Genomic DNA, 20,241 nt, shown 5'->3' on the forward strand with positions numbered 1-20,241 from the left:
CACCGTAGCGCGGGGCGGTGGCGGCGTATTGGATGATCTTGCGGAGTTTTGGGGCACGAAAGCGAAGCGGCCGGAAGCTTTCGCTTCCGGCCGCCGGGAATGCGTGGGAATTGCGGGGGCTAGTGGTCGCAGATGTTCTGGCCCACGGTCAGCTGACCCGCGAGGTAGGCGTTGACGATCGTTTCGGGATCGCCACCCTGTGCGCCGACGACGACCTTGATGCCGCTTTCGGTGAACAGGCTCTGGGCGCGTGCGCCCATGCCGCCGGCGATGATGAGCTTTGCGCCCTTCTCGGCCAGCCAGCGGGGCAGAACGCCCGGCTCGTGCGGGGGCGGGGTAAGCAGTTCACCCTTGGTGATGGTGCGGGTGGCGTTGTCCACGTCGAGCAGGGCGAACTTCTCGCAATGGCCGAAGTGCTGGCACAGCTGGCCTGCGGCCACGGGCACGGCCACGCGGGTCGTTCCGTTGTCGCCGGAGAGGGCGCCATCGACGGGCTTGGAGGTGTCCTGCTGCTCCTGCAGGCGACCGGCGAGGTCGAGCAGGGGCTTGATGATGTGGTTGAGCGCTTCACCAGCGGGGCTGTGATCGCCGAGCTTCATGATGGGGAAGCCCTCTTCGCCGGAGCGTGCCACGTCCGCATGCATGGGGATGCGGCCGAGGAAGCGCACGCCGGTTTCCTGCGCCAGCTTCTCGCCGCCGCCAACACCGAACACGTTTTCGACGCTGCCGCACTTGGAGCACACGAAACCGCTCATGTTCTCGATGATGCCGAAGATCTCGTTGCCGACCTGATTGCAGAAGGTCACGGAGCGGCGCACGTCGTCAATGGCCACGCCCTGCGGGGTGGTGACGATGACGGCCTTGGCGTCGGGACCAAGCTCCTGCAAGGCGGAAAGCGGCTCGTCGCCGGTTCCCGGAGGGCAGTCGATGATCAGGAAGTCGAGGTCGCCCCAGGTGACGTCGGAGATGAACTGGCGGATGAGGCCGATCTTCACCGGTCCGCGCCAGATGACGGCGTCTTCCTTGGAGGGCAGCAGGAAACCGAGGGACATGACGCCGAGGTTGCGGCTCCATGCGATGGGTTCCATGCAGTCGCGCTCCATGTGGGGCTTCTCGTCCTGCAGGGAAAGCAGACGGGGGACACTGGGGCCGTGGACGTCGACGTCCAGAAGGCCGACCTTCATGCCCGCCATGGACAGGGCCACGGCAATGTTGGTGGCGACGGTGGACTTGCCCACGCCGCCCTTGCCGGACATGACAACGATCTTATGCTTGATCTTGCCAAGAGCCTTCTTGATCTTCAGATCCTGAGGGTTCTCCTGGCAGGAGCCTCCGGAGCAGTTTCCGCCGGAGCAGCTTCCGCATTCGCTCATTTCGTTCCTCCTAGGCTATGCCTTTCAGGCGAACAGCTTTCGGGACACCTTGTCCCATACGCTGCGCATGTGTTGTCCGAAACCGTCGGGATCATGCTCGACCACGCTCAGTCCGTGGATCTGTGCGTCGGTCACGATCTGGTCGTACGGGAGAACGCCAGCGATTTCAACGCCGGATTCCGTGCACCAATTCCGAATTTCTTCCGTCAGCAGCGGATTTATGTCCGCCTTGTTCACGACGGCCATCATGGGCACCTGGAAGTGCCGCGTCAACTTGTGCACGCGCTTGAGGTCGTGCAGGGCCGAGAGTGTCGGCTCCGCCACGGCCAGCGCGAGGTCCGTCCCGCCGAGGGAGGCGATGACCGGGCAGCCGACTCCGGGAGGGCCGTCGGTGATGATGAGTTCCGCGCCGACTTCCTCGGCGGCCTTGCGGGCTTCCTTGCGCACGGTGGTCACGAGCTTGCCCGAGTTTTCCTCGCCAATGCCGAGGTGGGCATGGATCATTTTGCCGAAGCGCGTTTCGGAGCTGTACCAGTGCCCGCACATGCGTTCGATCATGCCCGCCGCGTCGGTCGGGCAGACGTAGGCGCACACGCCGCAGCCCTCGCAATGCTCCTTGTGGACCGTGAAGTCCGCGTCGATGGCCTCGTAGCGGCAGTTCGTCGCGCATTCGCCGCAGCGGATGCAGCGTTCGGGGTCGATGACCGCCACCTGTCCGCTGTAGAATTCCGTGGCCGTGCGATTTTCAGGGGCCAGCACCAGGTGCAGGTCCGCCGCGTCGACGTCGCAGTCGGCCATGACCTTGTGACCGGCCAGCGCGGCCAGTGCGGCGGTGACGGTGGTCTTGCCGGTGCCGCCCTTGCCGCTGATGACTACCAGTTCCTTCATCGCGACACCTCCCGTGCGGCCAGCGTGCGGATGTTCTCCCAGATGCTCGCGTAGGCTTCGCGGAATCCGGGCAGGGCGTCCACGTGCAACCGTCCTTCGGAGTAGCAGTGCGCGGCCTCGGCGGAGTGGGGCAGGGTGCCCAGAAGTGGGATGCCCTCGCGTTCGAGGTAGCGGTGGGTGCGGTCGTCACCCATGCCGTCCCGATTGATGACCACGCCGAAGGGAATGTCCATCTTGCGCAGGACGCCTACGGCGAGTTCGAGGTCGTGCAGGCCGAAGGGGGTCGGCTCCGTAACGAGCACGGCAAGGTCCGCCCCGCCGAGGGAGGCGATGACCGGGCAGCTCGTTCCGGGCGGGCAATCGATGAGGCGTACGGCGCTGGCAGGCGCGGTCCTCTTGACCGCCAGAATGAGCGGCGGGGCCATGGCCTCGCCGATGCGCATCTCGCCGCCAACGACGGGAATGCGCGCCGAGTCCGCGCCTGCGGTCGCGCCTGTGCGCACGACTCCGATCTCCCTGGCCCCCTCGCGTATTGCCCGTGCGGGGCAGGCCAGAGTGCACAGACCGCAGCCGTGGCAGAGTTCGGGAAAAACCATGACCGATCCGGCCATCATGATCAGCGACTTGAAGCGGCACAGGTCCACGCACTTGCGGCATTCCTCGCCGAGGCAGCGTTCCTCGTCTACTTCGGGCACCGGGACGTTTTCGGGCGTGGTTTTCGTCCACACGGGGCGCAGGAAGAGGTGGAGGTTCGGTTCCTCCACGTCGCAGTCGAGCGCCGCCACGTCCACGTTCTGTGAGGCAAGCCACACCGCGAGATTCGCGGTGACGGTGGTCTTGCCCGTGCCGCCCTTGCCGCTGGCAACGGCTATGGTAAGCATTGGGGTTTCCATGTCCGTCGGCCTACCAGTGTCCTTCCTTGTCCGCGGAATCGGCCTTGTCCAGCTGTCCCGCCTTGAAGGCCTCAAGCGCCTGCGCCACGGTGCCCTGTGCGCCAAGGTAGATGTCGATGCGGCCCTTTTCGAGGGCGAGGAAGGCCTTGGGGCCGACATGGCCGGTGATGACCGCCTTGGCGCCGGTGGCGGCCACATTCTGGGCGGCCTGAATGCCCGCGCCCTGCGGCAGCGAAAGATTCTGCGCGTTGTCCGCGAAGCTCGTCTCGCCGGTTTCCGTGTCGACGATCACGAAGCCTGCCGCACGGCCGAAGCGGGGGTCGATGCTGCTGTCCAGGGAGTTGCCCTGACTGGTGATGGCAATCTTCATTTTGGCTCTTCCTTCTTCGGAGTGTTTCCCGCGCCGGACCCCGGTCCCATACCGTAGCCCCTTCCCCGGCCCTGTCCCGGATGCGAGCAGCCGGGGGCGACGATGTCGGACTGCATGCGTCCGCGACCGCAGCGCCTGCCGCCGCAGCCCGGCATGGCAAGCCTGTCGAGGGAGCCCTCGGCCAGAGCGGCGAGTACGTCGTCCACGGTGCCGCGAATCCACGGCCGCACATCAAGCCCCGCCTGCATGAGCATCCTTCGCGTGCAGCCGCTCACGCCGCCGCAGACGATGGTGCTCACCCCGCAGGACGCAAGGGCGGAGATGAGATTCTGGGTGTCGTGCCGGGCAAGGTCGAAGCCGCCCGCAGGCGTCGTTTCGCCGTGTTCCAGACGGAACAGGCGGAAGCTCGTCGCGTTCTCCAGAAGGGACGCCAACCGATCTTCGTAGCATGCCAGACAGAGGTTCATGCGAGGTCCTTGCGCATCGGAAGTTTCGGGGCGTGGCGGAATGCCACTCCCCTGTTACGACTGAAGGAAAGCATGGATGATGCCAAATTTGAAAAGTGTTGTATTCCGGTGTGTTGAGTCAAAGCGTGGGCGTGTTCGGATGCCATGGTGGACGATTTTTTAGCCCAAAAGAAAAGGCGATGGCTTAAATTTCGCCCATTTCCTTGCACCGGGCGAGGATGCGCCGAAGCGTGTCCTTGGAGATGTCCAGCTCGCGGCAGGTTTTCATGCGTTTGCCAGCGTTGCGGGCCAAAGCGCGGGACACGGCGCGGCACTTGATCTGTTCGAGGGTGAGCGGCGCGTCGTGGGGTGCCGCTGCGGCGCGGGCCGAACCGGGGGTGGGCTGGAGATGCTCCGGCAGGTGCTCCACATGGATGAAGCCCGACGGACAGAGAATGAACGCGAATTCAAGGATGTTCTCCAGCTCGCGGACGTTGCCGGGGAAGGCGTGGCGCATGAGCACGGAGAGCGCGTCCTCGGAGACGCCGCTTATGGACTTGCCCTGCATGGCATTGAGCTTGCGCACGAAGTGGGCGATGAGCAGCGGGATGTCTTCGCGCCGCTCGCGCAGGGGCGGCAGCTTCATCTGCGCCACGTTGAGGCGGTAGAAGAGGTCCTGCCGGAAGGTACCCTCGGTGACGAGGGTTTGCAGGTCGCGATTGGTGGCGGCGATGACGCGCACGTCGGCGCTGACGCTCGTCTCCGAGCCGAGCGGCTCGAAGGTGCGTTCCTGCAGGACGCGCAGGAGCTTCACCTGTAGGTTCTGCGGCATGTCGCCGATTTCGTCGAGGAAGATGGTGCCGCCGGACGCGGTTTGGAAGCGGCCTGCCTTGTCGCGCTTGGCGTCGGTGAAGGCTCCGGCCTTGTAGCCGAAGAGTTCGGACTCCAGCAGCGTGTCGGGCAGCGCTCCGCAGTTGACGGCCACGAAGGGCCCGTCCTTGCGCGCGCTCAAATTGTGGAGGGCGCGCGCGAAGAGTTCCTTGCCCGTGCCGGATTCGCCGAGCAGGAGCACCGTGGCCTCGCTGCGGGCGATCTGGGGCAGGATGCGGAAGGTGCGCGACAGGGCCTTTGATTTTCCTACGATATCCTCGAAGGAATAGGACTCCTCCATCTGCTTGCGCAGGAGGTGGATGTCCGTGAGGTCGCGGAAGGTCTCCACGCCGCCGATGACGTTGCCCGCCTCGTCGTGCAGCGGGGCGGCGGAGATGGAGATGGGTACCTTTTCGCCGTCCGGGCGGACGATGAAGATGGAGCGGTTGGAGATGGTGCCGGATTCGCGCACGCAGGCGCGAAGGGCGCAGTCTCCGTCGCAGAGGCTGGAATGGAAGACCTCCCAGCATTTCTGGCCGATGGCCTCGTCCGCCGGGACGCCGGTGATGCGACTCGCCGCCTGGTTGAAGGACGTGATGTTCCAGTCCAGGTCAACGGTGAACACGCCGTCGGCGATGGAGTCGAGGATGGCTCCGCTTGGGAGGTCTTCCGGAAAGGGCATGCGTACGGTTCCTTGAGCGGGCTATTCGCCCTGCTTCTTTTCCTTCACCTTCTGCCGCAGCCATGCGTACCAGCCATCGAGGCCTTCGCAGGTCTTGCAGGAGACGGGGTAGATGCTGATGTCCTTGTTCAGGCCGGTGGCGAAGCGGCGGGCGCGCTCCATGTCGAAATCGACGTAGGGCAACAGGTCGATCTTGTTGAGGAGCATGACGGCCGATTCGGCGAACAGCAGGGGATACTTCTCGGGCTTGTCGTCGCCCTCGGTGACGGAGAGCAGGGCGACCTTGTAGTCCTCGCCCACTTCGAATTCGGCGGGGCACACGAGGTTGCCGACGTTTTCCACGAAGAGGATGTCGAGATTCTCCATGTCGATGGAGTCGAGGGCTTCGAGAACCATGGAGCTGTCGAGGTGGCAGGCTCCGTCGGTATTGATCTGCACGGCCTGCGCGCCGGTGGCGGCCACGCGGCGGGCGTCGTTGTCGGTGAGGATGTCGCCCTCGATGACGGCCATGTTGAATTCCTTGCGCAGGTCTTCAAGGGTCCGTTCGAGGGTCGAGGTCTTGCCGGAGCCGGGGGAGCTGATGAGGTTCAGCACCAGAATCTTGCGCTGGGCGAAAATCCGGCGCAGCTGGGCGGAGATGCGGTCGTTGGCTTCCAGAATGTTTCGTACGACAGGGATTTCCATGACGGGTTCTCCTTGGGATCGTGTTTCGGCCGCCGCTCTGGCGTGGAAGACGGGCCTTATTCGGCCTCCATGTTGTCGAGATACAACTCCTTGCCCTGAAGGACCTCATGGCCCAGTCCCTCGCCGCATTTCGGGCAGGGGACGAAGAGGGTGTTCGGGTCTTCGGGGGAGAAGAGCGTGCCGCATTCGCCGCACTTGAGCTTGAGCGGAAGCAGTTCCATTTCGAGTGTCGCTCCTTCGAGCGGGGTACCGATGACGCAGGCCTCGAAGGCGAACTGGAGGGAGTCCGGCACGATGGCGGCGAGTTTTCCGTACTTCACGCGGACGGTACGGAGCTTCGTCAGCTCGTGCTTTTTCATCTCCTCCTGAATGATGCCGATCAGGCTTTGGGCAATGGACATCTCGTGCATGGGTCTCACTCTTTAATGAAAAAAGAGGGTTGCGTCCAGTTGGGGCCTTTTTCGAACTCGGCATCCTTCATACCGTCCCACGCCATGAAAGTGAAGACCATTTTCGAGGAAGTGCGGGTCGAATTTCGGTTTGTGCAAGGGGGTTTCAGCGACGGTGCGCCATATCGCATGTTGCGTGTCTGCAAAATCTGGCAGATTGTTCAATGCATGTGTCGAGCTTTCGCTTTGTGAACGCATGCGTTATGACAATGCGGACGATGGAATGCAGTGGGTGATGCGTTGGCTTGTTATTCTGTTGTTTTTCGATGTGCGGTGTTGCCACCCGTCATGAAACATATGCCGCCTGTGGCGGCCCTCTTGCGCAAGGAGGCTGTGCATGTATGTCGGTCTGAAGATGATAACGAAGTTCGTCACCATCACGCCCCAGACGCTGGTTCGAGACGCGGACAGGCTGATGGAAGAGCAGCGGCTGTGGATGCTCCTGGTCATCGACGCCAAGGGACGCCTTATCGGCTACGTGAACAAGGACGACATTCGCGCCGCGCTGCCCTCGCAGGCGACGACCCTCGAACGCCACGAGTTGAACTATCTGCTGTCCAAGCTCACCGTGGATCGCATCATGCGCGAGGACGTGACCATGGTCTCGCCCGAGACGGAAATCGAGGAGGCGGCCGAGATCATGTACCGCAAGAACCTCGCCGGGCTGGCCGTGGTGTGCCCGGACGGCAGGCTGGTGGGCTTCATCAACCGCAGCGTCATGCTCGATGTGCTTGTCGAGGAGATGGGACTGCGGCAGGGCGGAGCGCGCATCGCCTTCGAGGCGGAGGACCGACCCGGCGTTATGCGCGAAATGTCGGGCATCATCTCCGATATGGGCGTTTCCATCATCGCGGCGTCTGCCTTTTTCCACGATGGGCGGCGGATGCTCGTCTTCCGGCTGAAGACGCCCGACCCCGGACCTGTTGCCGCCGCCATCGCCGAGCGCGGCTATGCCCTTGTGGACGCGGAGACCTTCCGGGCCAAGTGGGCGGATGTCTGCTGCACGCCGGGCAAGGGGTGAGCGCCGGGGCCAGTTCCGCTGTCATGAATCCGGCAGATTCTTCCCGCTTTGGCGTTTTGCGGGCGGAGCGTGCTGCTTTGAGCGGATGACGCGACGCCCGCATGGCATCCGCAACGTCCCGGCATAACGGATGAAGACCTCATGCGCTGTGGGCGCGAAATGCTTCCTGTGCGTCCGGATCGAATGCTGGTGCGGGTTTTGCTACTCCCTTGCATGCCGTCCGCGGTCGAAGCGTGATCCCGTGGACGTGGTATGCATTCTGTCCACAGGGAGAGCGCCATGAACGAGTATGCCCGCCTGCGTAGCGAGCTTGAGCAGGGGCTGGCCCGTGTCGTCCGCTTCGGGCAGGAGGCCCTGTTCAGGAGCGACAGGCTCGACGTCAACTGGCTGGTGACGCTGCGCTGCAACTACAACTGTTCCTACTGCTTCGGGCATGACAACCGGCGGGGGTTCTTTCCGCCCGGTCCCATGCTGATGCAGGCGGCGGATACCCTCGCCAGCCTTGGCCGCAGCCGCTACCACATCACCATCACCGGCGGCGAGCCGACGCTTCTGCCCACGCTCCCGGCGTTGCTCTCGCGGCTGGGCCGTCGGCTGCCGGAATCCAGCACCATTCATGTCCTCTCGAACTTCGGGCGGACTCCGGACTACTTCCGGGGGCTCGCTTCGGCTCTCGACCCGAGCGTGGGCTTCGAATTCAGCGGAACCTTCCACTTCGAGCGCGCGCGGCGCGAGCGGTTCCTGACGAATGTCGGGATACTGCTCAATCGCGGCTTTGTGGTGAATTTTCGGATACTCGCCCACCCCGATTTCATGCGCGAGGTCTATGCGCTGCATCGCGAGGCCGTGGCGCTGGCCGCGGGCGGCGAGCGGCTGAACGTGGACGTTGTGCCCATGCGCGAGCGCAACGAGCAGGGCGAGTATTCGCTCATCGACTCCCGCTACGACCGCATGGCGCGCGAGTGGCTGGAATGCATGAATGCCCCGGAGGACGGGGAGGGGAATCTGCTGCTCGAAGTGCAGGGCGTGGAGGACGGCACCGTGCGCAGCTATCGGCTGACCGGGCGGCAGGTCGATTTCTACGGTCTGAACCGCTTCAAGGGGATGTTCTGTAGCGTGGGGCGCAACAGCATGTCCATCGACCCCTACGGATTTATCGATCCGTCAGTGTGTTTTCGTAGCATCGAGTACCGCAAGCCGAACATCTACATGGATCACGATCCGCTGGCCATGTTCGGCAAGCCGGTCGTCTGTCCCTTTGAGTCCTGCGCCTGCTGCGTGGACCAGTGCCTGCCCAAGACGAGCGCACTGCACTGAAGCCGTGCGCATCGAAAAGGGGCGGTGACCGTGTGGTCGCCGCCCCTTTCGTGTTTTGTTCGCTTGGGCCTAGTGTCCGCAGCAACTGCTGCTGGAGCCGCAGCCGCCGCAGCTTCCGCTGCCGCAGCTCCCGCCGTGACCACCGAGTTCGAGGGCGGATTCGAGAGTGAATCCGTGGTAGCTCAGGTCGATGGAGATGGGCTGTGCCTTGTCGAGCAGGGCGCGGTCAATGACGAAGGTCAGGTTGTCGCCGAGGTCGAAGGTCTCGTCGCCGTCGCCGGGGGTGTCGAGGGCCAGCGACAGGCGGGGACCGGAGCAGCCGCCGGGAGCGAGATAGACGCGTACCGGGGAAGCTTCCTTGTCTGCGAAGAATGCCACCAGTTCTTTGCGGGCGGCATCGGTGATTTCAATCATTGATTCCTCCTATTGATGCGATTGGTCGCCTTGATGAGATGTAGTGCATGGCTGGCATTTGTCAATAGGATGGATAGGAGAGATCAATCTGAGTGCGCGGTTTCCTGTTCCTGCCCCCGAGAGAGGGGGAGCCTGATGACGAATAGCGTGCCCTTGCCCGGCTCGGAGTGGGCCTCGAATTCGCCGGAATGGTTCTGGGTGATGATGAAGTAGGACACGGTGAGGCCAAGCCCTGTGCCCGCGCCTGGGTCGCGGGTGGTGAAGAATGGTTCGAAGACGCGGTCGCGGATGTGCTGCGGCAGACCGGGACCGTTGTCCTCGATTTCGATGACGGCGTGGGTTTGCGTCTTGGAGAGCCGCAGGGTGATGGTGGGGATCGTGTCGGGGGCCCGGTGGTCGTGCAGGGCTTGAACGGCGTTGCGCACGAGGTTCAGAAGCACCTGCTGGATTTCCGTCCGCGTGCAGGGAACGGGGGGAAGCTTGTCGTCGATGACGCGCTCGATGGTGATGCCGCGCGTGTCGATCTGGGTCTTGATATCGAAATCCGTGGTGGCGAGGGTGAGCGTTTCATCGATGATGTCGGCCAACTGGTGGGGGGCCATCCGCGATTCGCTGCTGCGGCTGAAGTCGAGCAGCGAGGCGACGATGCGCGCCGCGCGTTCGCCGGAGGAGCGGATTCCGTCGAGCATGCGCATGATCTTGCGCCTGTCGAGATAGTCGCGAATGAGTTCCAGCTCGCAGCCGATGCGGCGGGCGGTTTCGACATTGGTCGCGATGTCCGGGGACAGGCGACGGGCGATGTTCTGCACGCCATGCAGGATGCCGCCGAGGGGGTTGTTGATTTCGTGGGCCATTCCGGCGGCCAGCCCGCCGATGGACATCATCTTCTCGCTCTGGATCATCATGGATTCCATGCGGGTGCGTTCCGTCACGTCGTCCAGCCGGATGACCGCGCCACCCGTGGGGTCATCCTCCAGCGGATAGATGGTGATGTTTTCCCAGATGCGTTGCCCGCCATGGTAGCGCTGGCGGCGGGGGATTTCGCGCGGGCGCTGCTCGGCCACGGCTTCGCGGATGGTGGCGAGGTCCGATTCTGTGAGCGGCAGTACCTCCTCCATGGGGTGGCCGAGGGCGTGCTCGGAGGAGATGCCCGTGGTTTCCGTCGCGTGGGAGTTCCATTGCGTCACGCGGCAGTCTCTGTCCACGCCGACGAGCACGGACGGCATGGAGTTGACGATGGAGCCGAGAAGCAGGCGCAGACGCAGGGCCTCGGCTTCCGCATTCTTCTGGGCGGTGATGTCGCGCGCCACGCCGTAGATTTCCTGCCGTTCCGGATCGGGGTGGGAGTTCCATGCTATCCAGCGGTACGTTCCATCCTTGCGGCGATAGCGGTTTTCGAATCCGGTGAGCGGTTCGCCGCGTGCGAGTGTTTGCAGTGCCGCAAGCGTCGCCTCATGATCGTCCGGGTGGACGAATTCCAGAAATGGCGTGGTCATGATTTCCTGTTCCGACCAGCCGAGGGTCTGCTGCCACGCGGGGTTGAGCCTGCGGAAGTGACCTTCCGTGTCGGAAATGCTGAGCATGTCCACGGACGTTTCAAAGATGCGGTCCCTGTCGCGTTCGGCCTCGCGGCGGCTGGTGATGTCCTCGTGCATGAGTGTGGCGAAATGGATGGTGTTGTCTTCGCCACGCAGGGGGTAGGCGCGGGTGTGGATGTACCGTGTGCGGCCCGAACGCTCGAAGCGGGCGGGAATGTACTCGATGCCGGAGACGATGACCGTCTCTCCGGAAAGCGCCCGGCGTAGGGCTTCGGCGATGCCGAGCTTTACTGCGATGGGGTCGGCGAGGATGTTGTAGCCGTCGGGATGCGCGGAGCCCCATAGCCTCGTGCAGGCCCGGTTGGCGCGGATGAGGGTGCCGTCCGTGTTGTATATCTCGATGGCGAATGGCGACTGTTCGATGAGCAGAGTGAAGCGCTCTTCGCTGGCGCGCAGGTCCATCACGGCGCGAAGCCGTGCGTCGATCATCCTGTTGGCAGCATGGGCGAGATGCGTGAAATCGTCGTAGGTGAGGGCGGACGAATCGATGTGGGTATGCTCCTCGGCCGCCGTCTGGAAGAATTCGGAGAAGGAATCGAGGTTCGCGCGGATGCGGGCGCTCAACCGCCGCGAGAGCGCGTAGGCCGCGCCGACGAGTATGAGGAGGACGCAGCCTACAAGCGCCGTGCGCGTCTGGATGTCGCGCACCTGTTGTGTGCGCCGTTGGTCGAGCAGAACATTTACGGCATCGAGGTCGATGTTGGCGGCGATGAACCATTGCCATTCGGGTATTCCCGCCGCGTAGCTCACGCAGTGCTGTGGCTTTTGGGCGAAGGCGGCATGTCCGGTGTCGTCCAGCGAGGGAAGCGAGTGCTCGACGAAGCCGCCGCCGCTGCGCGCCGCAGCGATGAGTTCCTGGGTAACCTTCACTCCGTTCGGGTCGGTGAGGTCGAGTATGTTCCTGCCGCGCCCGGGGCCCAGAAGGGCTTGCCCGTCCCATGTCCCGGCGAAGAGATAGCCGGAGTGCCCGAAGGCGCGTCCGGCGAGCATGCGCAGAACCTCGTGCTGGATGTCGCTTTCCGTATCGTCGAGGTATTCTCCCGTGCCGATGACCCAGCCGTACGGCTCGAACAGGCGGACGAAGGACAGTTTGCGTTGCGGTTCGGGCGCGTCGGGCTTGGGCCATTTGTATTCGTAGAACCCCGCCTGTCGTTCCCTCGCGACGGTCAGAATGTCCTCGATGACGAAGTGGCCTTCCGGGTCCCGCGCTGACATCTGGCGTTGACCGACAAGCCCTGGCGTGGCGGGATTGAGGAGCATTGTCCCGTCCCCGGAGATGACGAAGTAGTACCCTCGTCCTTCGTTGTAGCGCGAGGCCGCAAGTGCGTGGACGATGCTGTCTTTGATTGTTTCGCCCGGCAGGTGGCCGACGAGGGCGTCGTGAAGTTCAAGGGCCATGGCATGCGCCGCGTCCACCTGCGTGCGCAGGTTTTGCTTGAGGCGGTCGCGCGAACTGGTGCGTAGGTAGTGGACGAAGGAGAGCATGTTCTCGATTTCGCGACGAGCGGCTTCCTCCTGCCGCTGGCGGAAGTTGTCGTTCAGCTTGGTGGTTTCCTGCAGGAATTGCAGGCGGGTGGAATTGATCCACAATGCCCCCAAGAGCACGATGGACGTGCACGAGAGCGCGAGCATGCCCTTGAGGAATGTGGCGCTGAGCGTTGTGGTTGTGCGTTTCTGTCGCACCGGGCCTCCCCCGGGGTTGGTCCGTGTTGAAGGCTTTTCAAGGCTTCGGACGCAGGTTTGACTCCATATTGTACGATGATATTTTTCTCGCTGAACGTCAAAAGCCCGCAGACCGAAATGTTCGGCCCACGGGCTTTCTTGTGTATCCCCGGGGGGCGGGGAAAGTGCTATTTCAGGCCGTTGAGACAGGTGAGGCAGAAGGCGCGACCATCGAACATGGTGATGCGCGAATCCATGACGCGTTCGCCGCATCCGTCGCAGACCACGGAGGTGCGAATCTGGGCGGGACGGGGCAGCAGTTCGCGCGGGAGGGAAACGGTCATAAAATCTTCCTCGGCGCGGGAGAGGATGTCCCGGACGCGGCGTTCGCGGATGCTCCGGAATTCCTGGAGTTCCTCCCCCGTGAACGGCCTGCCCGCGTTGGCGAGTTCGAGGAAGCGCGTGTCGTCGGCGTCGCCGATGTAGTACGCGTCCGCGTAGATGCGGATGCCGCGACCGTCCGCGCGGTTGTAGAAGGTGTAGGCCTGTTTGCCGTGGTCCAGAAAGATGAGGTTGCCCTTGCCGAAGGTGCACCCGGTGACGACCTGCACGGCGTCCACCGCGCAGGTGTCGTTTTCGACGATGCAGACGATTTCCTCGTCGTCTGCGGGGGTGTTGCCCAGACGTTCGAGCGCGGCCAGCGCAACCCGATAGCCGAGGGCCAGTCCGGGGCAGACGTGGCCGTGGAAGGCCGCTGCGTCGTCGAATGTTGGTATGGATCTCATGGCGTGTCTCCCTAGTGTGTCAGCAGGTTCATGGGGATGAGCGGAACGAGGAGCAGTATGACGGCCCCGGCGATGCCTGCCGCATCCAGTACGGCAAGGCGTTGGCGGGGGCGATGCTCGCATCGGTTCCATGCGAAGTGGCGGATTTCGAGGGTCAGTGACATGTCGCTGGCCTTCTTGAGATGTGAGATGAACAGCGGGACGACGATGGGCAGCAGGTTGGCCGGATTGACCAGCCGCCGCGCCCGGAAGCCCCGGCAGCGTTGCATGTCGAGGATGCGTTTGGCTTCCTGTAGGCTTAGCGGCACGAAGCGGACGATGGTCGTCAGGAACAGGACGGCCTTGTCGGGAATGCCAGCCGCGCGCAGGGCTGCCGTCATGTCCCGAAGTGGCGTCGAGAAGATCAGGATCAGGTTGGCCGTGAGCAGGCAGGCGATGCGCAGCATGTATTCCGCCATGCGTTCGAGCCCGAACAGGAAGCCCGTGAGATGCCCGTCCGGGTGATTCCAGCCCGATAGGCCGAAGATGAGTGCGGTCCACGGCAGGCTGAACAGCATGACGGCGATCAGCGCGCGGACCACGTTGCGCGGCGGGTGCGCGGCGGGGACCATGGCCACGAGGACAGCGAGGACTGCGCACAGCGTGGGCAGGCCATCGAGAAGGAAGACGTTGATCGTGATGGCTGTGAACAGCGCAAGCTTCGTGAAGGGATTCAGCCTGCGCAGGAACGGGATGGACGCGCCGGACGAATTAGGCATGTGCATGGGCGGCCTCGCATTCTGCGTGGGGGGTGGTCCGGGAGCGGTCGGATTGCGCGTCGTGTTCGAGGTGGCGGTCGCGGATGACGAGCGTGCGGTCCGCCACGCTTGCCGCAAAGGCATGATCGTGCGTGGCGATGAGGATGGCCGTGCCCGCGTCGCGCAGGTCGAGCAGCGTTTCGCGCAGGATGTCCAGATTCCGGCGGTCCAGCGCCACGGTTGGCTCGTCGAGGCACAGGATGTCCGGGCTAGTGACCAGCACCGACGCCAGCGAGAGTCTGCGCTTTTCGCCGTAGCTCAAGGTGAAGGGTAGGCGCTCGGCAAGCGTGTCGATGCGCATGAGGGCAAGGGCCTCGCGCACGCGGCGGTCCGCCTCGGGGGCGGGAACCTTGGCGTTGCGCAGCGCGTAGCCGCATTCCGCGTGCACGCTGTGCGCGAAAATCTGTTCGTCCGGGTTCTGGAAGACAAGCCCCACGCGTTCCATGAGCGGTGAGCTGTCGGCGGTGGCCACGCGGCCCGCCTGTGGTTTGGAAAGGCCCTTGAGCAGGCGCAGCAGGGTGGTCTTGCCCGTTCCGTTGTCTCCGGTGAGGGCGACGATTTCGCCCGCGCGCAGCGTGAGTGAGGCGTTTTCCAGCACGGGGCGCGACGGCTCCCAGCCGAAGCGCAGGCCATCGGCCTGGAGCAGGACCGGGCCGGGGAGCACCGTGCGGGGGCGCGGGCACGACGGAAGGGGGGTGATGACGTCGGCCGGAACGATGCGCCCGTCCTGCATGGGGACCACGCGTGAGGCGAAGCGCATGGCGCGGGTCAGATCATGTTCGACGACGATGACGGTCAATCCGTGCGATGCGCAGCGTTCCGCAAGAGTGGTAAACAGCGCGTCGGCGGAGCCGTTGTCCAGAAAATTGGTGGGTTCGTCGAGAAAGAGCACTTCGGGGCCGATGGCGAGCATGCCCGCGATGGATAGCCGCTGCCGCAGGCCGTGCGAGAGTGTGTGGATGCGCTGGTGGCGGTAGGGTGAAAGTCCCATGACCTCAAGCATCCGCTCGGTGATGTGGTGCACCTCGCGCGGGGATTTGCCCATGTTTTCCGGGCCGAGGGCGATTTCCTCTTCCACGGTGTCGCAGAAGAGCTGCGAATCCGGATTCTGGAGGACCACACCGCAGAAGCCGGGCAGGTCGCGGTCCAGACAGTCTTGCCCGCTAATGGTCAGCCGTCCCGTGCTCGTGCCGCACAGGGCGCGTTTGTGGATTGCGCACAGATGGTAGCCCAGCGTGGTCTTTCCCGCGCCGGATGGGCCAACGAGGGCGATGCGCTCGCCGCGTCGGACGTTCAGGCTCACGCCGCGCAGGACGTGGGCGTGCGTGTCGGCGGTGGTGAAGTGGAGGTCGTGCGCGTCGATCATGCCTGCGCTCCTATGTGGGCCACGAGATGCGTGTGGCCGATGCGTTGCCACACGCGAAGCGCCAGCCACGCGCCAAGCGCGTTGACGGCCAGCGAGGTCGCCATCTGCGTGCCGAAGAGCACCTTCGTGACGCAGAACCACGGCATGCCGAGCGCGACCTTGAGCAGCATGAGCACGCAGGTCGAGACGATGCCGCCGAGGATGGCCGCCGCGTAGAGTCGTGCGCGAGGCAGCCCGGCGAGGGCGGAGAGCAGCACATCGTAGGTCAGCCCTTGCGCGAGGGCGGGGATGAGCTTGAGCGGTCCGGGCAGGCCGTAGGACGCGGGCATGGCCGCCATGGCCAGCGTGGCGAAGACGAGTTCGTAGACGATGAGCGTGCCGAAGCGGTCGATGATGAGCCGCGTGAGCAGCACGAGCATCACCGGCACCACGAGGTCCACGCGTACGATGGCGAGTAGCCCCGTGGGTTCCAGCACGTTCTTGAGGATCATGCCGAGGCTGAAGTCCATGGCGATGATGAGGCCGAGGAAGATGACCTGTGTGGTGCCGAAGGAGAATGTCGCGCGAAGGGTGGTCATGCCGTCTCCGGACGGGCCGGGCGCAGGTGGGTGCCTGCGCCCGGCGTCGTCGTTAGAAGGTCCAACTCAATTCGGCGGTCACGATGCGGCCGGGGGCCTTGTCGTCGTCGCTCTCCATGTAGCGCAGGTCCGCCACGTTCTGGATTTCCAGCGAAGCGGCAAGGCCTTCGGCCACGAAGTCCAGCTCGCGCCAGAACTTGAGGTCGAGCGTCGTGTAGGAGCCGATGATCTCGGAGTTGTCGTCGTTCACGTACTGCTTGCCCTTGTAGTTGACGATGGCACTCGTGTTGACCACGTCCCACATGAGCGTCGCGCCCACGTTGAGCATGTCGCGTGGGACGTATTCGAGGCGCATGCCTTCCAGCTCGGGCCGGTCCTCGAACTCCTCGATTTCGGTCTCGGTGTACGTGTAGTTGGCGAAGAGGGTCAGCGGGGAGGCGGGCTTCCACGTGGCGTCGATCTCGACGCCTCGGATGTCCACCTTGCCCACGTTTTCCTTGCGCCACACGGCACGGTTGGCACCCCACAGGAAGCGGGTCGCGCCGGTGTCCACGCTGTAGATGAAGTCGTCGCCCTTGGAGATGAAGCCCGATGCGGACAGCGTGACGTCATGGGGCAGCTTGGCATCCGCGCCGATCTCGTAGGTGTCGATGGTCTCGTTTTCGAGGTCGGGGTTGGCGTCGTAGAAGCGGCCGTAGAAGATGCCGTTGCGACACAGCGAATCGAGGATCGGGGCGCGGAATCCGCGCGACCACGAGATATAGGCGCTCAGGTCGTCGGTGAGGAAGTAGCGCGCCGCGGCCCGGGGCGAAATGGCGCTCCAGGTGTTCTCGTCGAGATCGCCGCTTAAGGTGTCGTAGGGCGGCTTGTTGGAGTCGTAGTTGCCGTCGTGGTAGCGGGCGTGGTCGAAGCGCAGGCCGCCGGTGAGGATGAGGTCGCCGGACAGGAGCTTCCATTCGTCCATGACGTACGCGCCGAAGAGGTCCATGGTGCCGGTGTTGTCGGCGTAGCCGTTGCCGGCGTCGTCATCGTCGGTGGCGTCCACCTTCTGGCGTTTGGCGTCCAGCCCGAGGGAGAGGGTGTTGTCCTCGAAGATGCGGGTGTTCATGCCGATCTGCCCTCCGCAGTCCGTGCGGGCGGAATCCACGGTGTAGATGCTCGACTCCTTGGCGAAGTCGCGGTGCCAGAAGTAGTTTTCCTGATTGAAATAGGCGGAGGCGTTCCAGCGCGTGTCGTCCGTGCCGCCGTGATAGGCGGCGGTCAGCGCGTGGGTATCGAACGAGCGGTGGCTGCCGTGGGTGAGGTGGTACTTGTAGCCCTCACTGCGCATGTCCTCGAAGTAGGAATAGCCGACTTCCACGCCGGTTCGCCCGTCGAAGTCGTAGCCGCCCTTGATGCTGACGTTTTTTTCGTCCACGGAGCGCCGGTCGGACGCGGCGTAGTCCTTGGATGCCTCGGTGAGGGTGTGGTAGCCCTCACTGGAGGTCCATGCTCCAGCCACTTCGGCGAATGGCCCTTTGCCGTCGTCCTTGGCGTGGCCTGCCACACGTGCGGCGGTGCGCACGGTGTCATAGCTGCCGTAGGAGGCGGAAAGCTTGCCGGAGAGGCGCTTGTCCGGGTGCTTGGTGATGATGTTGATGACGCCGCCCATGGCGTTGGTGCCATAGATGGACGAGCCCGGACCCTTGAAGATTTCGATGCGCTCGATCTGGTCCCGGTTCAGGCGGTTCCAGTTCACGTCGCCCGTGTCACCCTTGTTGAGCGCCACGCCGTCCACCATGATCAGCGTGCGTGCCGGGGCGTTGCCGCCCAGACCGCGCATGGTCACCTTGGAGGAGTAGGACGAGATGCCGTTCCCTCGGCGCACGTTCACTCCGCTGACCCAGCGCAGGATGTCGTCCACGGAATTGAACGGGATTTCCTTCAGCCGTTCGGCGTCGATGACCTGTACCCGGCCGGGCACTTCCGAAAGCGGCGTTTCATAGCGCGATGCAGTGACGACCACAGGTTCCATTTCGTGCGCGGGGGCCTGAATGCCTTCGTCCGCCGTGGCGTATGCGGGCATGCAGGCGAGGCACGCCATCCACAGGCATATCGCCAGAGGCCAAGTGGCCGTTATCCTTCTCTCCACCGTGTTGTCCTCCCGTGTGCGCGGTCCGGATTCCTGTTCGGACCGCTGGCTACATGTTTGCGAAAAGTCGTACGTGACAGGACTTTTTGTTGAATCGGTAGCTAAAATCGAACACGAAATTAAAACTGGTAACACGAATCTGCTAATGAAGATTCCGCAATGTGTCAACATGACTACCAAATCAAAAAAAGTGCCGGATAGTGGGCATAAACGGAAGAGTGGGGGGGCAGGGCGGGCTTATCCATAGGCGAGTGGGGCGGGCTATTCGCAGGCGAGTGGGCGGCTCTTCGTAGGGGCGTGGGGCGGGGTGCCGTGCGTGGGATGGCACACCGGTATACGCCAGGCGGGTGAGCCGGGGGGGCGGGCAAGTGGTTGCGGCATTGGCGCTTCCGCGATCAGTGCGCAAGAGCGACGCTTATCCGGTCACGGTGTCCTTGGCTTCGTCAAAGCCGTGAGCCGCGTCGGAAAAAAACGATACCCGTCGCTGACGGTTGAATGATCTTTCTTCTTAACAGGTTGTTGCCACGCGCTCTCGTTGCTGATATTGAATCTCAAAATCAAATGAAGGCTGTGCGGCAGCGCTGCCGTCCTTGGCTCTAGGAACTTGGGCTTGGAGGCTTGAGGAAGCACTTCGCCTTTCCAAGAGCCGTCGATGGGGCTGGAAAGATTGCTTCTCATTGTGTTGGGGGGTGTTGCGTCGGTTCTGACATGTTGAAGCGGGTAGTCTGCAATCAGTGAGCGGCTTGTTGGAGCTGGAACTCGAAATGTGTGAGGGTACGGATACAATGAATCGACGGGAAATGGTGAGGAGCGTGTCCATGCTGCTGGCGGCAAGCCTCCTCCCTGTGGGAATTGCTGGTGCCTGCGAGAGCACGCATGATGGTTTGTTGGCTAAAATGGACTCGTATCATGGGCGGATTGATATCAAGGCTGCGGATAAAGAGATTCACGTATATCTTGATTCAGACAGAATTGATCACGGATATCCGTTCAAGTTGGATATGATGTTTGTGTTGCAATGCTATTGTGCGCCAACACCGTGGTCGGATATGACGCTGAATGATGCCGTGCTGTCCGCGAATGGTAGAGAAGTGGTTATAGTGTCTTCTGCTGATCGGATGGTTGTTGTTCTTTGCTTGAGCGATGAGGACTGCTTGATTCAGCAGGAATTTTTTCATGAATATACATTTGTCAGGTATACAGGGTACGGGCTTGCACGTAACGTGCGTCCGGCAGTGAAATTTTAAGGCTCAAAAGGTCGAGACACATTGAGCCTTGTGATTGTTCATACTTCTGCGCGTGCGGATGTCCTTGACGTTGTTCCCGAAGTTGGAAGAGCCAAAAGAAAAGGCGGCATCCTTTCGGATGCCGCCTTGAAGTGCGGTGTGGGCGCTTAGCTGCCGCAGCAACTGCCGCTGGATCCGCAGCCTCCGCTGGAGCAGGAACCGCTGGAGCAGCTACCACCACCAACAGGCAGGTTGGAGTCGACGACGAAACCAGTGTAGGTGAGGTCGACCTTGACGGGTGCAGCGCTCGTGAGCAGCTGCTTGTCCATGACGAACTTGAGGCCGTCTTCGAAATCGAAGACTGCGTCGGTTTCTTTTGGCTCATCCAGAGCCAATGACAGACGTGGGCCTGCTCAGCCGCCGGGAGCGAGATAGACGCGCACGGGGGTGATTTCCTTGTCACTGAAGTAGGAAATCAGTTCCTTGCGTGCCTTTTCGGACACTTCAAGCATTGCTACCTCCAAGAGATGGTGATTAGGGAGAAGTAAGGGCGTGAGTCGGCTTTGTCAACCGCATTGATAGGAATTGGGTATATGGATAGATGAAATCGATACATATGATGAACGTGCCGGGAGAACTGTCGGCCGTGTTGCCAAGGCGCAAGTGATTGCTTATTCTTCCCAATCACGGC

At 63.0% G+C, this 20,241-nt stretch carries 19 protein-coding genes; 3 read left to right on the forward strand and 16 right to left on the reverse strand.

Annotated elements, in window-relative coordinates; all coding sequences use genetic code 11:
• Positions 1-119 precede the first annotated feature (119 nt).
• From GGQ74_RS00945 to GGQ74_RS00980, 8 genes are all read right to left on the reverse strand, one after another.
• Complete coding sequence (locus GGQ74_RS00945; protein WP_167939679.1) at positions 120-1,373, reverse strand: iron-sulfur cluster carrier protein MrpORP; 1,254 nt, start codon at positions 1,371-1,373, stop codon at positions 120-122.
• Between the two features lie 24 nt (positions 1,374-1,397).
• Entirely contained in the window at positions 1,398-2,261 is an 864-nt protein-coding gene (locus GGQ74_RS00950; protein WP_167939680.1) for an ATP-binding protein, read from the reverse strand.
• Positions 2,258-3,142, reverse strand: a complete 885-nt coding sequence (locus tag GGQ74_RS00955) for a nucleotide-binding protein (protein ID WP_167939681.1) — start codon at positions 3,140-3,142, stop codon at positions 2,258-2,260. The genes GGQ74_RS00950 and GGQ74_RS00955 overlap by 4 nt, the downstream gene beginning before the upstream one ends.
• Before the next feature lie 22 nt (positions 3,143-3,164).
• Entirely contained in the window at positions 3,165-3,524 is a 360-nt protein-coding gene (locus GGQ74_RS00960) for a NifB/NifX family molybdenum-iron cluster-binding protein (RefSeq protein ID WP_167939682.1), read from the reverse strand.
• On the reverse strand, positions 3,521-3,991 hold the full coding sequence (locus GGQ74_RS00965; RefSeq protein ID WP_167939683.1) for a NifB/NifX family molybdenum-iron cluster-binding protein: 471 nt from the start codon (positions 3,989-3,991) through the stop codon (positions 3,521-3,523). The genes GGQ74_RS00960 and GGQ74_RS00965 overlap by 4 nt, the downstream gene beginning before the upstream one ends.
• Before the next feature lie 184 nt (positions 3,992-4,175).
• Positions 4,176-5,522: a sigma-54 interaction domain-containing protein gene (locus GGQ74_RS00970; protein ID WP_167939684.1), complete on the reverse strand. Its 1,347-nt coding sequence runs from the start codon at positions 5,520-5,522 to the stop codon at positions 4,176-4,178.
• 21 nt (positions 5,523-5,543) lie between these two features.
• On the reverse strand, positions 5,544-6,206 hold the full coding sequence (gene hypB, locus GGQ74_RS00975) for a hydrogenase nickel incorporation protein HypB (protein WP_167939685.1): 663 nt from the start codon (positions 6,204-6,206) through the stop codon (positions 5,544-5,546).
• A 56-nt stretch (positions 6,207-6,262) separates the two neighbouring features.
• On the reverse strand, positions 6,263-6,616 hold the full coding sequence (locus GGQ74_RS00980) for a hydrogenase maturation nickel metallochaperone HypA/HybF (protein WP_209280043.1): 354 nt from the start codon (positions 6,614-6,616) through the stop codon (positions 6,263-6,265).
• A 376-nt stretch (positions 6,617-6,992) separates the two neighbouring features.
• On the opposite strand from GGQ74_RS00980, the gene GGQ74_RS00985 reads away from it, so the two are divergent.
• Together GGQ74_RS00985 and GGQ74_RS00990 are read left to right on the forward strand one after the other, a co-directional pair.
• Complete coding sequence (locus GGQ74_RS00985) at positions 6,993-7,676, forward strand: CBS domain-containing protein (protein WP_167939686.1); 684 nt, start codon at positions 6,993-6,995, stop codon at positions 7,674-7,676.
• Between the two features lie 279 nt (positions 7,677-7,955).
• A complete protein-coding gene (locus GGQ74_RS00990) occupies positions 7,956-8,993 on the forward strand; it encodes a radical SAM protein (RefSeq protein ID WP_167939687.1) in 1,038 nt (345 codons plus the stop codon).
• A gap of 69 nt (positions 8,994-9,062) precedes the next feature.
• Here GGQ74_RS00990 and GGQ74_RS00995 read toward each other — a convergent pair whose 3' ends face one another.
• The 7 genes from GGQ74_RS00995 to GGQ74_RS01025 all read right to left on the reverse strand — a co-directional run bounded on the left by GGQ74_RS00995 (position 9,063) and on the right by GGQ74_RS01025 (position 18,324).
• Complete coding sequence (locus tag GGQ74_RS00995) at positions 9,063-9,407, reverse strand: IscA/HesB family protein (protein WP_167939688.1); 345 nt, start codon at positions 9,405-9,407, stop codon at positions 9,063-9,065.
• 83 nt (positions 9,408-9,490) lie between these two features.
• On the reverse strand, positions 9,491-12,688 hold the full coding sequence (locus tag GGQ74_RS01000; protein WP_167939689.1) for a cache domain-containing protein: 3,198 nt from the start codon (positions 12,686-12,688) through the stop codon (positions 9,491-9,493).
• A 167-nt stretch (positions 12,689-12,855) separates the two neighbouring features.
• Positions 12,856-13,452: an FmdE family protein gene (locus GGQ74_RS01005; protein WP_167939690.1), complete on the reverse strand. Its 597-nt coding sequence runs from the start codon at positions 13,450-13,452 to the stop codon at positions 12,856-12,858.
• 11 nt (positions 13,453-13,463) lie between these two features.
• Positions 13,464-14,216 (reverse strand): energy-coupling factor transporter transmembrane component T family protein, encoded by a 753-nt coding sequence (locus GGQ74_RS01010; RefSeq protein ID WP_167939691.1) that lies wholly within the window; start codon positions 14,214-14,216, stop codon positions 13,464-13,466.
• Entirely contained in the window at positions 14,203-15,615 is a 1,413-nt protein-coding gene (locus GGQ74_RS01015) for an ABC transporter ATP-binding protein (RefSeq protein ID WP_167939692.1), read from the reverse strand. The genes GGQ74_RS01010 and GGQ74_RS01015 overlap by 14 nt, the downstream gene beginning before the upstream one ends.
• Positions 15,612-16,193, reverse strand: coding sequence for a hypothetical protein (locus GGQ74_RS01020; protein ID WP_167939693.1), 582 nt, complete (start codon positions 16,191-16,193; stop codon positions 15,612-15,614). The genes GGQ74_RS01015 and GGQ74_RS01020 overlap by 4 nt, the downstream gene beginning before the upstream one ends.
• Positions 16,194-16,245: 52 nt before the next feature.
• Positions 16,246-18,324, reverse strand: coding sequence for a TonB-dependent receptor domain-containing protein (locus GGQ74_RS01025; protein WP_167939694.1), 2,079 nt, complete (start codon positions 18,322-18,324; stop codon positions 16,246-16,248).
• An 818-nt stretch (positions 18,325-19,142) separates the two neighbouring features.
• On the opposite strand from GGQ74_RS01025, the gene GGQ74_RS01030 reads away from it, so the two are divergent.
• Positions 19,143-19,571, forward strand: a complete 429-nt coding sequence (locus GGQ74_RS01030; protein WP_167939695.1) for a hypothetical protein — start codon at positions 19,143-19,145, stop codon at positions 19,569-19,571.
• Positions 19,572-19,717: 146 nt separating this feature from the next.
• Here the strand turns inward: GGQ74_RS01030 and GGQ74_RS01035 are convergent, their stop codons facing one another.
• Complete coding sequence (locus tag GGQ74_RS01035) at positions 19,718-20,062, reverse strand: IscA/HesB family protein (protein ID WP_167939696.1); 345 nt, start codon at positions 20,060-20,062, stop codon at positions 19,718-19,720.
• Between the last annotated feature and the right edge of the window lie 179 nt (positions 20,063-20,241).

Source organism: Desulfobaculum xiamenense (genome assembly GCF_011927665.1).
Lineage (GTDB): Bacteria > Desulfobacterota > Desulfovibrionia > Desulfovibrionales > Desulfovibrionaceae > Desulfobaculum > Desulfobaculum xiamenense.